We start from the raw sequence: 12,622 nt of genomic DNA, 5'->3' as shown, positions 1-12,622 counted from the left end.
GCGCGTCGGTCGGTCAGGAGACCGCGCGCCCCGGTGCGTCGGTTGGTCGGTGCCCCGCCACCCGGGCGGCGATCCACACGAAGAAGACCGCCAGCGCCACCTGGATCGCGTGCCGTAGCCAGTCGATCCCGGCGGTCTCCCCGATGCCGAGCCAGGTGGCGATCACCCCGCCGAGCAGCGCGGCGGCGATGCCCACTCCGATGGTCAGCCAGATCGAGATGTTCTGGCGTCCGGGCAGCAGCAGCCGACCGAGAGCGCCGATGACGGCGCCAGCGACGAGCGCCCACAAAATAGTGCCGATCATGGATCTCACCTCCGGGACCGAGCCTAGGTGGCCCGGCCACCGCCGGGAGGCGGAACGACGAGGGTGGGCGGGGTGAACTCCGGTCTCAGCCGGGTCACCCTCACCCGGGGATGGTCGTTTGCCGCGTGCCGCCCGGGGTAGCAGGCGAGGGTGACCGATGAATCGTCCCAAGCCGGGCTCTATGAGCTGCTCGATGACATCTATCTCGGCAAGGAACGGGTGAGCCGGAGCGAGATCGCCCGCCGGGCGGTCGCCGCCGAACTGCCCGCGCACCTGTTGACCAGGATCAATGCGCTACCCGAGGGCGAATACGCCCAGGACGAGGCGGAAGAGGTCCTGCACTCCTCGACGGAAGGCGAACTCCAGTGAACGACGACCAGACCGACCCGCGTGCCGCCTTGGGTCAGACCCCCGACGGCCAGCCGCCCGAGGAGGACCCGGACTTCGCCGGTGAGCACGACGACACCGCCGTGGCCAACGACATCATCGAGGGCACCGACTCGCGGGAGCCGGAGTCCCCCCGTGGCTGGTCCGGGCTGGAAAGGCCCGGCATCACGGTCGACTGACCCCGCCCGCCGGCGGTGGGCTCGCGTCCACGTGGCGGGCCGCGGCGTAGGCCAGCTGCAGGAAGTCGGAGCCGGCCACCGCCGTGAAGCAGGTGGCGATCAGCCGGGTCGCCCGGGGCGCGAACACCAGCCCGCTGGTCAGCGCCGTGGCGATCCACACCGCCAGACAGAACGGGCAGCTGACCATCTCACCGAAGACGTGCCGGGCATCGCCCGCGTCGTCACGCACCTCCTCGGCGATCTCGCCGGCGCCTGACGGCTTCTCGTAGCGGGTGAACGGAGCGCGCAGCGGGCTGGTCACCGCGTCCTTGCTGAGCAGCCGGCTCAACTTGTGGGTGGCCACGGTGATCAGCACGACGTCGCCGACGCCGACCCGTGGCGGCAACTGGCGGCCGGTCAGCCGGACCGCCGCCGCGCTGCCGGCGACCCCGCAGGCGTACACCGTCAGCGCCCGTGCGTAGGCACCGAGCGGCCGGTCGCCCGGCGGCGCGTACGGCCGCGACGCCCTGGCGCGGTTGCGGATCCAGTGACCTACCGCCATCCTGTGCTCCTTCTCCCACCGGCCCGGTCCGGCTGGGCCGGGTCGGTGCCCGCGTCGTCCGGCGGGTGCCGCCGGTCAGCCTGCGTTGAGGTTGTCGGTGACGGCACCGACCAGGCCGACCAGTGTCTCGTCGGCGATCCGCACCAGTTGCTCGTGCGGCAGGTCGGCGTCCAGCTCCAACCGGAGCGTCGCGCCGCCCGCCTGCGCCGGATACACGCGCAGTACCGCCGACCACGGCCCGTCGGATGCCACCCACCGGGCCTGAAGCTCATTACCACCGTCGACCGGCCGGGCCGTGGTCTGCCGCAGTTGCGCCGGCAACCACGCGCTCCGCCGAGCCGGATCGGCGGCCGTGCCGTAGGCCACCTCGGGTGGTGCGGAGACCCCTCGCTCGGCGTACGCCGGCACGCCCCGTCACCGCCCGTCGCGCAGTCGGGCCTGGTCGACCTCCCGACCCGGGTGCCGGGTGAGGTACTCGGTCTCCAGATCGGCGGTGCGCCGCAGATGGTTGGCCAGGGCCGCGTCGGCGCCGTGCCGCAGTGTGTCCAGCCGGGTCCGGTGCAGGCTGCCCAACTCGCGGAGCAGGTCGTCGTCGGTCAGCTCGACGGCGTCGATTCCCGGCCCGACGCCGCTCCCGTCATCGGCTGCCGGCAACCCGTCGTCTGCCTGGTCACCGTCCCAACCGACCATCCGCTCGTCGGATGTCGGCCAGCCGGGCCGGGGCTCGTACGGGGTGCCGGCAGCCGCCGGCGTGTAGTTTCCGTACCGTGCTGAGTCAGTCATCTCCGGCCTCCGGGGAGTCGACGAGGCATCACCTCGGTGGGATTCCCCTGCGGCAGCGGGTCAAACTTGTCCGGTCCGGGCCGGACCGGTGGCCGGCCCGGGGTCAGAGGCTGATCCGGGCGTAGTGCGCCATCGCGTCGCGCAGGAACTCCGCCAACGCCGGATGCACGGCGTCGAGTTGCTGACGGAACTCCGGGTTGGCGGCGTACAGCTCACCGAGCCCGGTGTAGGACTCCCGCTGCGGAGTCCAGAACTGCTCCAGCCACCGGCGGTGACCCGCGATCGTCTCCTGCACCGCGGGGTCGTCGACCGCAGCACCGGCGGACAGCAGCTCCGCGAGCGAGGTCAGGAGTTCCCGCCACTGCCGTTGGATCCGGTCACCGTCGACCGGCGTCAGGCCGGCCGTCCGCTGCTTGCTCTGCGCGATGTGCTTGCCCGCGCAGTCGCCGTACTGCTCGACGAGTTCGGCCTCGTACCGTGCCTGCCGCCGGGGATCGAACCCGGCGAAAATCTGCTCTTCGGACATTTCTTCACCTCCCTCCAGTTCACTGATCGTGCCGGCCACCGTCGTGGCCAGCCGGTCGAGCCGGTCGCGTTCGGCCAGCAGTCGCCGATGGTGCCGGCGCAGCTGCTCGACCGGGTCCCGACCGTCGTTGACGATCTGACCGATCGCCGCCAGCCCGAGACCGAGTTCCCGCAGCAACAGGATCCGTTGCAGCCGGAGCAGTTCCGCCCGGCCGTAGAAGCGTTGCCCGCCGGGGGCGGTACGGGCCGGACGGAGCAGTCCGACCGCGTCGTAGTGCCGCAGGGTTCGGGAGGTCACGCCCGACATCCGGACGATCTCTGCGGTCGACCAGCTCATGGGAACCACGGTAGAAGTTGACGCCACGTCAACCGCAAGCCCGCAGGATCCGCTGGTCTGCCGTACGGCGCTGCCCGCCGGCCGACCACGACTACGACGGCTCGTCGGAGGTGCCGATCCACCGGCCGGTACGCTTTCGGGCATGCGGCAGCTGTCGACCCCCAGGTGGGTACTGCGCCACCTCGCGGCGGTGGCGCTGGTCGCCGGTTTCCTCACCCTTGGCTGGTGGCAGATCAGCCGGGCCGCCGCCGGCAACACCCTGAGCTGGGCGTACGCGGTCGAATGGCCGGTTTTCGCGGCTTTCGTGGTTTTCATCTGGATCCGGGAGATGCGCCAAGCGCTGCGTCAGGCCGTACCGGCTGATCCCGGACCACCGGCGGCCGATGTACCGGCGGCGGCTGATGTGCCACCGGCGGCCGATGTGCCGGCGGAGTCCGCCGCGGGTCTGGCCGGCGCGGTGCGGATCGGTCGGCCGGTCCGGGTCCGATCGGTTGCCCGTACGCCCGCCACCCAGCCGGACGATCCAGAGTTGGCCGCGTACAACCACTACCTGGCCTGGCTCAACGCCAATCCGCATGCCCGGGCCGGCGACTACCCCGGCTGACCGACCGGGGCACGGGTGACGAGCGGGCGCGAGCCCGACGAGAAAGGAAACGCAGTGTCTGGCGCACTAACCCGATACCGGCTGATCGCGTACGTGGTCGGTGTGGTGCTGATCCTGCTGGTGGTCGTCGGGATGCCGATGAAGTACCTGTTCGACGAGGCCGTCGTGGTGGAGACCATCGGCCCCGGGCACGGCTTTCTGTACATGGTCTATCTGGTGGCCGCGTTCGATCTCGCCCGCCGTGCGGGTTGGCCACTCGGCCGGATTCTGAAGATCATGCTCGCCGGCACGGTGCCGTTCGTGTCGTTCTGGGCGGAGCGGGTGGTGACCCGCTGGGCGCGGGAGGCGATCGACGAGCAGGCGTCGGGCCGAGTCGCGGTGCCGGCAGGCGATGCGGTGCGGCCCGCGAGCGTCGAGCCACGTGATGGGGCCGGGGTCGGGCCGTGAGCCGTGTCGGGCCGGATCCGTCGCCGGAGCCGACCCGACACGAGTGATCATTCGGCCGGGCGGCCGGGCCGGGCCCGGTCCAGGCCGGCCACGAAGGCAGTCCACGCCGCACCCGAGAACTCGAGGTGCACGTCGGGGTCGGTGGAGTCGCGCACGCCGACCGCCGGACCGACCGTGGCCACCTCGACGCAGGTCGTCGCCTCGCAACGACGGCTCTTGCGCCAGGCCAGATCGGCAGTGCTGATCACAGTCACCCAGACTCCTTCATAAGGATATATCGGTAAATTTGCCATCAGAGCACGCAGGCAATCGGGCGGACTTTATCAGCCTTCGATCTTGCGCCCGACAGTGGTGATCATGACGCCCGGAGTCCGGAACCCCCGACGGCCCGACGCCTCGGCCGGCCCGACGCAGGCCCACCCGCGCACCCCGGCGAGCTGGTCCACAACAAGGGCCAGCCGTCCATAGCAGACGAGTCTGACTCGGTGTAGCGTCAAGAGATGGCAACCGGCCAGGTGGCATTCTGCTAGGCACTTCCCGGAGCGTTCCCATGCCTGCCCGACATCAGGGACCGACCATCGGGCGCCGCCGGCTCCGCGCCGCGCTGCGCCGGGCTCGCGAGACGGCTGACCTCACCCAGGACTACGTCGCCAAGCAGATGGACTGGTCACTGTCCAAACTGATCCGGATCGAGTCCGGGTCGGTCAGTATCTCCACCAACGATGTCAAGGCGCTGCTGGATCTCTACGGGGTACGCGATCAGCAACAGGTCCACGAGTTGGTGGAGTTGGCCCGCGCCGCCCGACGCCGGGCCTGGTGGAGCAGCTACAAGGACCGGGTGCCGGCCGCCTACGCGGCGTACATCGGGCTGGAGGCGGAGGCGTCGGCACTACAGTACTTCCAGCCGATCAGCTTCCCGGGCCTGCTGCAGACCGAGGAGTACGCCCGGGCGTTGATCCCCGCCGACGGGCCGCATCACGTGCCGGCCGAGGAGATCGAAGGTCGGGTACAGATCCGGCTGGCCCGCCAACACGAGGTGCTCTACGGCGCGGATCCACCACAGATCGAGGTGATCCTCGACGAGGCGGCCCTGCGCCGGGTGACCGGCGGGCAACGCATCCTGCGGGAGCAACTGCGGCACGTGGCCCAGATGTGCGCCGCGCCGCACATCACTGTCCGGGTGCTGCCCTTCGCCGCCGGCAGCAACACGGTGCTCGGCCCGTTCGTCATCCTGCACTTCGCGGATCAGGCCGACGCCGACGTCGTGTACGTGGAGAGCGCCCTGGTCCAGGAGGTGATCGACCGGGGCGGTGAGGTGCGGTCCTATCAGCACGTCTTCGACCGGCTGCGGGCGGAGTCGCTGTCCCAGGCGGATTCGGTCGCGATGCTGCGACACCTGGCCGAGAGTCTCGACGACCACGACGCGGGCTGATCGGCGTCGACCAGCCCGCGGTCCCGGTCACGGGCCGCCGACGGCTCCACGCTGATCGGGCACCCAGGGCTCGATGGTCACCGGGTCGGACAACCCCGCCAGCCGGCACATCTCCCGAGCGCGCATCACCGCCCGGCTCACCTGCCCGTACTGGCGTTCCTCATCGGTGCTGAACAAGATGACCATCAGGCCCTCGTGACGACCCCAGAGTTCGAAGGGCCGCGGTCGCAGCCGGTCGCCGATCCAGGCGCAGCAGACTGGGATGAAGGCCGCCACCAGCAGGGCCAGATAGCCACCGGCGCTGACCTCGTGCAGGCTCTTGGTGAAGCCGATGGTCATCGCGATCCCGGCGAGCACCACGGCGGTCACGGCGACGGCACGACCGGTGAGCCGGTCGCGAGGACCACGTGCGGTCCGCAACTCGGTGAGGCTGCGGATGGCGAATCGGCGGCCGGCGACGATGAACCACTCGGGCGTTACACAGATGCCGGGCTGCCGGTAGAAGGCGGGCCCCGGGTAGCGGCCGCCCCGACCGCGCGGATCGACCTCGACACCGTCGGTAGGCGGGGACTGCCTCAGGAAGCGGCTGTTGCGGGCCCTGGGGATCAAGGGCTGGTCGGCGCTGCGCGCGCCGCGATGCTGGTCCGGACGGGTGGTCGGGGATCCGCGTAGGGGTGGGGTCTGGCGAGTTGCACGCATGGCTGCCTCCGAAGGGCTCGCGCGGCGCTGACCTTGCGCGTCCATTGTGCAAACAGCGAGCTACTCGATGGAAGGTGCGCAATCTGCCACCTAGCAGATCGACGTACGGCAGGGAGCATCCTGGATGGCAATAAGCGGCATATGTTCTTATTTATCCCAGTGGATGCCCGCCGACAACTGCGCATTGCGACTAAAGCCGCGCATCACCCAGGACACCCCGGACCCAACCCTGCCGCCACCGGGCGACCAGCCGGCCGACCGAATCGCCCCGTCCCAATCACCATAGAGCCACAATCACCTACCCTCAGTAACTATTGATAAATATCACCTTGGGCAATGCCAGAATCACGATCACACCACTTTCCGGAGATAACCGCGACAGCTAAGTTAGACCTACTGGTCCGGTCGCCAGTCACCGACCGTGGTGACGCTGGTCCAGCGCCGCCGAATCACCACCCGGAGATCACGCCGAGTAACCTTTCGGTAATCGACAGTTGGTGACCCGGGGACCCACCGAACAGCGTTCCGGGGTGAATCCGCGCTCAGCGCGGTAGGGCGACTCCTTCCCGCCCGAATCCGTCAGCTAACCCGGTAGGCGGCGATGGAAGAAGGGTCCTGTTTTCTTGTCATCAGCGCGGATTCTGCTGCGCACCCTCGTGCTGGCCGGCGTAGCCGTCGGCTTGGCGGTACCGGCGAGCGCCGTCTCGGCCCAGCCCTCGGTCAGCGAACTGACGCAGCAGATCAACAAGGAATCCGAAGAGTTGGCGAAAGTCGTCGAGTCGTACAACCGACTCAACGAGGAAGCCAAGGCGACCCGCGCCGCGGCCGAGGAGATCGACACCAAGCTCGGTCCGCTCCAGAAGGAACTCGCCCAGGCGGAGATCGAGGTCGGGCAGATCGCGATCACCGCGTACAAGACCGGTGGGTTGAGCACCGCCAGCGCACTGCTCGACGGCACCTCCGACACCTTCGTCCACCGCCTCGGCACCCTGGACCATCTGGCGAGGGATCGTCAGCAGCGGCTCAGCAGCTTTACCGACACCCAGGTGACCTACCTGGCTGAGCAGGAGAAGCTGCAGGCCGCGCTGGCCAAGCAGGATGCCCAGGTCAAGGAGCTCGCCGACCGCAAGAAGAAGATCGAAGCGGAAATCGACGAGCTGATGGAGAAGCGGGAGGAGGCGTACGGGGCGGCCAGCCAGGCCGGTTCGTCCTACTCCGGGCCGATCCCATCGGTCGCCGGCGCCGCCGGCACCGCCGTCGAGTTCGCCTACGGTGCGATCGGCAAACCGTACGTGTGGGGTTCCAGCGGACCGAACGGCTACGACTGCTCGGGCCTGACGCTCGCCGCCTGGCGGGCCGCCGGCAAGAGCCTGCCGCACAACGCCGCAATGCAGTGGGACCGGGTGGCGAAGATCAACCGGGGCGCTCTGCAGCCAGGTGACCTGGTGTTCTACAACGGCCTTGCCCACATCGCGCTCTACGTCGGCAACGGCCAGGTGATCCACGCTCCGACCTTCGGCCGTCCTGTCGAGCTGGCCAGCGTGGACATGATGGCACCGTACGGCTTCGGCCGGGTGACCTGATCTCCCGGAGCACCGACGCCGACGAAGTGGCCCGGCATCCGTTACGGATGCCGGGCCACTTCGTGATCAGAGACGTCGCGGGGTGGGAGAGGGTCAGGCCGCCTGCAGACCCTCTGCGCGGGCCAGTTCCCGGAGCCGACCCAGTGCCTGGATCTCCAGTTGCCGAATCCGCTCGCGGGACAGCGAGAACCGAGAGGCGACCTCGGTCAACGAGTGCTCCCGGCCATCCTCCAGACCGTAGCGGGCCCGCATGATGCCGGCCGACCGGTCGTCGAGGTGGTTCAGCAGACCCTCGATCCGCTGGCGCTCGAGCCCGGTGAGCACGATGTCCTCCGGCGACGGCGCGTCGCTGTCGGCCACCAGGTCACCGAGCTTGGTGTCACCGTCGTCGCCGACCGGGGTGTCGAGCGACACCGTGTCCTGCGACCAGCGCACCAGCTCGTGGACCCGTTCCACCGGCACTCCGAGGGACGCGGCGATCTGCTCCGGCTCAGGATCCGAGCCGAGCTCACGGGTCAACTGCCGGGCGGTGTTCCGCATCCGGTTGACGTCCTCGACGAGGTGCACCGGCAGCCGGACGGTCCGCTCCTGCTGAGCGATGGCCCGGCTGATTGCCTGACGGATCCACCAGGTCGCATAGGTGGAGAACTTGAAGCCGCGCTCGTAGTCGAACTTCTCCACCGCTCGCACCAGGCCGGTGTTGCCCTCCTGGATCAGATCCAGCATCGGCATGCCGGAGCGGACGTAACGGCGCGCGATCGACACCACCAGCCGCAGGTTGGCCCGGATGAACAGGTCCTTGGCCCGCTCGCCCTCGGCGACCAGCCGCTCCAACTCCTCACGGCTGACACCGGCGCGCGGCACCCCCTGCTCCAGCAGGTGCTCCGCGTAGAGGCCGGCCTCGATCGCCTTGGAGAGGTCGACTTCCCGGGCCGCGTCGAGCAGCGGCGTGCGAGAGATTTCATGCAGGTAGACGCCGACCAGGTCCCGCTCCTCGGCAACCTCGTCGGTCCGCAAAGCCATCGGCTTCTCCACGTTGCTCACGGTCCCCTCGTTGACCCCACTTGCCCTGTTACCTACGACCCGCATCTTCATCAGCCTCTCCCCCCGTCTCGTCTGCCTCCTGCCGACGGGCCCGTTGCGCCGGGCTTCGCCGATCGGCGCCGACACCTACACAACAGATGAGACGCGCCAGGGATTCCGTCTCGTGAGTCGAAGCTGACACGATTGCCTGAGTAATCGCTGTGAACAGGATTGGCGTTTCCTGCCAGGCCCCTCGGTCGCCGCGTCGCGCGAGGGCAGCCGGCCGCGCCGAACCACCGGCGGCGACGACATTTCGCGGGCACCCAGGACACCCATGACGCCCGGCGCACCGCGGCGATTCCCGTCACTGTCCCTCCTGCGATCCTCGTCACTGTCGATCCGACACGGCGTCACCGCCGACCCGGCTCGACCAACGAACCTCGGTTCACGACTGGGAGTACGGTCGAGGCAGGGTGCACGGTTCATCACCGGACGACCCAGGGACGCCGGACAGGGCCGATCCGGACGGCCCCGGCCGTCGAAGGAACATTCCCGCCGCAGACCGCCGGCAAACAGCCAGCACGCCGAGAAGGCGACAAATCACGCAGGCGGCCCGGTAATCGGTGCACCAGCAGGCAGCCGGACGGTCAACTGCTGCCGGATCAGCCCGGCCACCTGCGCCGTGTCACCCCGCGCATCGATCACGACAAACTCCGTGGACTCCGGCAACGACCAGTAGGCGGTGGCGCTGCGGACCAGATGCTCCAACGACTCGCGGTCGGTGCCGCGCGCCTCGATACGCTGGCGGGCCTCGGCCGGGGGCAGCCACAGCAGAAAGGTGATGTCTGGCCGGGGGAAGACCCGGTAGGCGAGGCGGGCGATCCGCTCCCAGCCGCCGCCGACCCCGTGGGTACGGAGACTGACGTACTGGCAGACGGCGTACCGGTCCATCACGGCGACCGCGCCGGACGAGCCTACGTTCGCGCGGGCGATCGCCAGCCACCGCAGCACGGCCTCGAAGAGCATCAGTCCACTGCGGCCGATCAGCCGTCGGGCATCCGGCCGGCCGAGCCGGACCGCGAGGCGATCCAGCCAGCGCCGGCCACCGGCGTTGCGCCGGTACCGTGCCGGCAGGCCGGCCGCGGTCATCCCCTTGGCGAGCAGATGCGCCTGAGTGGTCTTACCTGCCCCGTCGATGCCGACCAGGGCGATCCGCCGAATTCGCACCGCGGAGCGTGGGGCCGCGGCAAGCTCCGATGTGGGCTCCGCACCGATGGACGGTGTGGGTGGGTGGCCGGGAAGCTGACATGGGGACGGTCCGGGAGGTGCCTTGATCTGTGTGACGAGCACGTATCCAACGGTACCGAGCCCATGCACCCCAGCAGCCGAGCGACGAGGTCGGATGGTGGATCTGATCCACCGCCCGATCGAAACCCCGGTCACCGACGCGACCTTCGCGGAGAGTCTGACCCGGCCGGTCGACGCGATCCACCTGCACGGTGTTCTCCGCCACCATGCTCATGGTGCACAAACTACTGAGTTTCTCGCAGCACTACTGCGATTTCGCTCGGGCCCTGCCATTGGCCCGGTCACTGCGGGAACAGATCGACTGGGAGCGGGTACGCAGGGAGTCCGCGCACGGCTCGACGTGGTGCCGGACGACCAGCAACCCGACGTGGTGCCGGACAACCAGCAGGAGGTGGACGATGACGCCGACAAACGGGCAGCAGGCCGGTCAACCCGGACAGCAGGCCGGCCGGTCCGGGCCAGCTCGGCTCGACGAGTACGCCGAGGCGGCGGTGCAGCGGCTGCTGAGCGAGCACGCCGCCGTCGCCGAGCAGGGAGTGACCGTCGTCCGACGGGACCACACCCTGGTGCTGCGCGGCGAGGTGGAGAGCCTGCACCGTCGGGAGGAGATCGTCCGGCTGGTGGCCGAGCGCTTCCCCGGCGTGCGGCTGACCACCGACATCGCGGTGACCCGCACGACCGCACCGACCGAGGCGGAGGAGCTCTGATGATCCGCATTGCCGCGGTGGGCGACGTACACCTGGACGGCGACGTGCTGGGCCGCTTCCGGCCGGCGCTGCAAGGCATCGGCGATCAGGCCGACGTACTGCTGCTCGCCGGCGATCTGACCCGGCACGGCACCGAGGCCGAGGCGCGGTGCGTGGCCGCCGAGTTCGGTGACCTCGCGGTGCCGGTGATCGCGGTGCTGGGCAACCACGACCACCATTGCGACCAGGTCCCGCAGGTGGTGAAGGTGCTGGCCGGGGCCGGAATCACCGTGTTGGAGGGCGACGGCGTGGTGCTGGACCTTCCTGGCGGCCGGCTTGGCGTGGCCGGGGTGAAGGGCTTCGGTGGTGGATTCGCCGGTCGGTGCGCCAGTCGGTTCGGCGAACCGGAGATGAAGGCGTTCGTTGGCTCCACGGTGGACTCCGCTGATCGGCTGCGGGCGGCGCTGTCGGAGTTGGACTGCGACGTACGGGTGGCGTTGACCCACTACTCCCCGGTGCCGGAGACTCTCGCCGGCGAGCCACTGGAGATCTATCCGTTTCTCGGCTCATACCTGTTGGCCGAGGCGATCGACGGGGCCGGCACCGATCTCGCGGTGCACGGACATGCCCACTTCGGTAGCGAGCGGGGCAGCACACCCGGTGGGGTACGGGTCCGCAACGTCGCCCATCCGGTCATCAAGCAGGCGTACAGCGTGTTCTCGCTCGCCGGGTCCTCAACCGGACCGGACCGGTGAAGGTTTCCGCAGCAGGGCGGCAGGGTACTCGGCGACCATGGAGCTACTTCTTTGGATTCTCGCAGTCGTACTGGTAGTCGCCGGTGTTCTGGCCCTGTTCCGCCGGCAGCTGCTCTGGGGCATCGTGCTGATCGTCGTCGGGCTGCTCGTCGGACCCGGTGGTGTGAGCCTGTTCGCTTGACGGTTCCTGTCCGCACACGTGCCGGGACCGCCACGCCCGGTCCGGTCCTCCCCGAAGCGGACCGGCAGGGCGGTCCCGGCATCTTCAAGTCCTGCGCCCGGTCCGGCCAAGCTCGCAATCGCCGTGGAGCAAATATGGAACGACAACTCTCGAACCCGCCACAACTGTCGCCGCGCCAGGCCGAGCGGAGCGGATGGGGGTTGCTGGTGTTCGCCGCGGTCGTGGCGGCGGCCGCCGCCGTCGGTGCCTTCGGCGTGACGGATCCGGCAACCGAGTACGCCGGCCTCGCCCAACCGGTCTGGGCACCACCTTCGTGGCTGTTCGGCCCGGTCTGGACCGTGCTGTACGTGATGATCGCCGTTGCCGGTTTCCTGGTGTGGCGGCGGATCGGGCTCGGGCTGGCGGTCGGTGTCTGGTTTGCCCAACTGGTGCTCAACGCCGCGTGGACGCCGCTGTTCTTCGGCGCCGGCCGCTACGGCCTGGCGTTCGTCGACATCGTCGTCCTCTGGCTGCTGATCGCCCTCACCTCGGCCCTGTTCTGGCGGGCCTCCCGCCCGGCGGCACTGCTGATGCTGCCGTACTGGGCGTGGGTCACCTTCGCCGGCGCGCTGAACCTGGCCATCTGGCGGCTCAACACCTGATTCCCTGACCTGAACGGGTCACCGCACACCGCTTGCGGACCTGTCCACGATCCGGCCCTGGCTGATCCATCAGCCAGGGCCGGACGCGTCGTCTGGACCGGAGTGCGCCCGCCGAGGTTTCCGAATTGTTACTGGCTCGTGCCTGCCCAGGTCTGGACGGCACCGCATTGCAAGCGCTTACATGTGGAGACGCCCAGACAGCAAACC

At 69.3% G+C, this 12,622-nt stretch carries 19 protein-coding genes, 1 pseudogene and 1 riboswitch; of the genes and pseudogenes, 11 read left to right on the top strand and 9 right to left on the bottom strand.

Going from position 1 to position 12,622, the window contains the following annotated elements:
• Positions 1 to 13: 13 nt before the first annotated feature.
• Positions 14 to 304, bottom strand: a complete 291-nt coding sequence (locus tag ACFHVL_RS17375; RefSeq protein WP_416629057.1) for a GlsB/YeaQ/YmgE family stress response membrane protein — start codon at positions 302 to 304, stop codon at positions 14 to 16.
• 150 nt (positions 305 to 454) lie between these two features.
• Here ACFHVL_RS17375 and ACFHVL_RS17370 point away from each other — a divergent pair, with 150 nt between their 5' ends.
• Together ACFHVL_RS17370 and ACFHVL_RS17365 are read left to right on the top strand one after the other, a co-directional pair.
• Complete coding sequence (locus tag ACFHVL_RS17370; protein WP_416629055.1) at positions 455 to 673, top strand: hypothetical protein; 219 nt, start codon at positions 455 to 457, stop codon at positions 671 to 673.
• Positions 670 to 870 carry a hypothetical protein gene (locus ACFHVL_RS17365; RefSeq protein ID WP_416629053.1) on the top strand — a complete coding sequence of 67 codons (201 nt, stop codon included), beginning with the start codon at positions 670 to 672 and terminating at the stop codon, positions 868 to 870. The genes ACFHVL_RS17370 and ACFHVL_RS17365 overlap by 4 nt, the downstream gene beginning before the upstream one ends.
• Here ACFHVL_RS17365 and ACFHVL_RS17360 read toward each other — a convergent pair.
• The 4 genes from ACFHVL_RS17360 to ACFHVL_RS17345 all read right to left on the bottom strand — a co-directional run bounded on the left by ACFHVL_RS17360 (position 857) and on the right by ACFHVL_RS17345 (position 3,056).
• Complete coding sequence (locus tag ACFHVL_RS17360) at positions 857 to 1,411, bottom strand: DUF1360 domain-containing protein (RefSeq protein ID WP_416629051.1); 555 nt, start codon at positions 1,409 to 1,411, stop codon at positions 857 to 859. The genes ACFHVL_RS17365 and ACFHVL_RS17360 overlap by 14 nt on opposite strands.
• 75 nt (positions 1,412 to 1,486) lie before the next feature.
• Positions 1,487 to 1,819 (bottom strand): hypothetical protein, encoded by a 333-nt coding sequence (locus ACFHVL_RS17355; protein WP_416629049.1) that lies wholly within the window; start codon positions 1,817 to 1,819, stop codon positions 1,487 to 1,489.
• A 6-nt stretch (positions 1,820 to 1,825) separates the two neighbouring features.
• Positions 1,826 to 2,101: a DUF6158 family protein gene (locus ACFHVL_RS17350; protein WP_416629132.1), complete on the bottom strand. Its 276-nt coding sequence runs from the start codon at positions 2,099 to 2,101 to the stop codon at positions 1,826 to 1,828.
• A gap of 196 nt (positions 2,102 to 2,297) precedes the next feature.
• Positions 2,298 to 3,056 carry a MerR family transcriptional regulator gene (locus tag ACFHVL_RS17345; RefSeq protein WP_416629048.1) on the bottom strand — a complete coding sequence of 253 codons (759 nt, stop codon included), beginning with the start codon at positions 3,054 to 3,056 and terminating at the stop codon, positions 2,298 to 2,300.
• Between the two features lie 142 nt (positions 3,057 to 3,198).
• Here ACFHVL_RS17345 and ACFHVL_RS17340 point away from each other — a divergent pair, with 142 nt between their 5' ends.
• Positions 3,199 to 3,660 carry a hypothetical protein gene (locus tag ACFHVL_RS17340; protein WP_416629046.1) on the top strand — a complete coding sequence of 154 codons (462 nt, stop codon included), beginning with the start codon at positions 3,199 to 3,201 and terminating at the stop codon, positions 3,658 to 3,660.
• Between the two features lie 54 nt (positions 3,661 to 3,714).
• The gene (locus tag ACFHVL_RS17335) at positions 3,715 to 4,107 is read left to right on the top strand and encodes a DUF3817 domain-containing protein (RefSeq protein ID WP_416629045.1); all 393 of its coding nucleotides are present in this window, start codon (positions 3,715 to 3,717) and stop codon (positions 4,105 to 4,107) included.
• 47 nt (positions 4,108 to 4,154) lie between these two features.
• Here ACFHVL_RS17335 and ACFHVL_RS17330 read toward each other — a convergent pair whose 3' ends face one another.
• Positions 4,155 to 4,361 carry a DUF397 domain-containing protein gene (locus ACFHVL_RS17330; protein WP_416629044.1) on the bottom strand — a complete coding sequence of 69 codons (207 nt, stop codon included), beginning with the start codon at positions 4,359 to 4,361 and terminating at the stop codon, positions 4,155 to 4,157.
• A 296-nt stretch (positions 4,362 to 4,657) separates the two neighbouring features.
• Here ACFHVL_RS17330 and ACFHVL_RS17325 point away from each other — a divergent pair, with 296 nt between their 5' ends.
• Entirely contained in the window at positions 4,658 to 5,539 is an 882-nt protein-coding gene (locus ACFHVL_RS17325; RefSeq protein WP_416629043.1) for a helix-turn-helix domain-containing protein, read from the top strand.
• A gap of 27 nt (positions 5,540 to 5,566) precedes the next feature.
• Here the strand turns inward: ACFHVL_RS17325 and ACFHVL_RS17320 are convergent, their stop codons facing one another.
• A complete protein-coding gene (locus ACFHVL_RS17320) occupies positions 5,567 to 6,238 on the bottom strand; it encodes a DUF6232 family protein (RefSeq protein WP_416629042.1) in 672 nt (223 codons plus the stop codon).
• A gap of 456 nt (positions 6,239 to 6,694) precedes the next feature.
• Positions 6,695 to 6,851: riboswitch (cyclic di-AMP (ydaO/yuaA leader) on the top strand.
• Between the two features lie 10 nt (positions 6,852 to 6,861).
• Here ACFHVL_RS17320 and ACFHVL_RS17315 point away from each other — a divergent pair.
• Positions 6,862 to 7,821, top strand: coding sequence for an NlpC/P60 family protein (locus tag ACFHVL_RS17315; RefSeq protein WP_416629041.1), 960 nt, complete (start codon positions 6,862 to 6,864; stop codon positions 7,819 to 7,821).
• 93 nt (positions 7,822 to 7,914) lie between these two features.
• On the opposite strand, the gene ACFHVL_RS17310 is transcribed toward ACFHVL_RS17315, so the two are convergent.
• Together ACFHVL_RS17310 and ACFHVL_RS17305 are read right to left on the bottom strand one after the other, a co-directional pair.
• Entirely contained in the window at positions 7,915 to 8,844 is a 930-nt protein-coding gene (locus tag ACFHVL_RS17310) for a sigma-70 family RNA polymerase sigma factor (RefSeq protein ID WP_416629130.1), read from the bottom strand.
• 600 nt (positions 8,845 to 9,444) lie between these two features.
• The gene (locus ACFHVL_RS17305; RefSeq protein WP_416629129.1) at positions 9,445 to 10,065 is read right to left on the bottom strand and encodes a dTMP kinase; all 621 of its coding nucleotides are present in this window, start codon (positions 10,063 to 10,065) and stop codon (positions 9,445 to 9,447) included.
• Between the two features lie 178 nt (positions 10,066 to 10,243).
• On the opposite strand from ACFHVL_RS17305, the pseudogene ACFHVL_RS17300 reads away from it, so the two are divergent.
• The 5 genes and pseudogenes from ACFHVL_RS17300 to ACFHVL_RS17280 form a co-directional block, all read left to right on the top strand.
• Positions 10,244 to 10,484, top strand: a pseudogene (locus ACFHVL_RS17300) (hypothetical protein); the annotation flags it as partial.
• 66 nt (positions 10,485 to 10,550) lie between these two features.
• The gene (locus ACFHVL_RS17295; RefSeq protein ID WP_416629127.1) at positions 10,551 to 10,859 is read left to right on the top strand and encodes a hypothetical protein; all 309 of its coding nucleotides are present in this window, start codon (positions 10,551 to 10,553) and stop codon (positions 10,857 to 10,859) included.
• Complete coding sequence (locus ACFHVL_RS17290) at positions 10,856 to 11,593, top strand: metallophosphoesterase family protein (protein WP_416629126.1); 738 nt, start codon at positions 10,856 to 10,858, stop codon at positions 11,591 to 11,593. The genes ACFHVL_RS17295 and ACFHVL_RS17290 overlap by 4 nt, the downstream gene beginning before the upstream one ends.
• Positions 11,594 to 11,630: 37 nt before the next feature.
• The gene (locus ACFHVL_RS17285) at positions 11,631 to 11,774 is read left to right on the top strand and encodes a GPGG-motif small membrane protein (RefSeq protein WP_199757467.1); all 144 of its coding nucleotides are present in this window, start codon (positions 11,631 to 11,633) and stop codon (positions 11,772 to 11,774) included.
• 134 nt (positions 11,775 to 11,908) lie between these two features.
• Positions 11,909 to 12,415, top strand: a complete 507-nt coding sequence (locus tag ACFHVL_RS17280; protein WP_416629040.1) for a TspO/MBR family protein — start codon at positions 11,909 to 11,911, stop codon at positions 12,413 to 12,415.
• The last annotated feature ends 207 nt before the right edge of the window (positions 12,416 to 12,622 follow it).

It is taken from the genome of Micromonospora sp. LOL_023 (assembly GCF_048060115.1).
Classification (GTDB): Bacteria; Actinomycetota; Actinomycetes; order Mycobacteriales; family Micromonosporaceae; genus Micromonospora_E.
The sequence above is the reverse complement of the archived record's forward strand: the minus strand, read 5'-3'. Positions and strand labels throughout refer to the sequence as shown.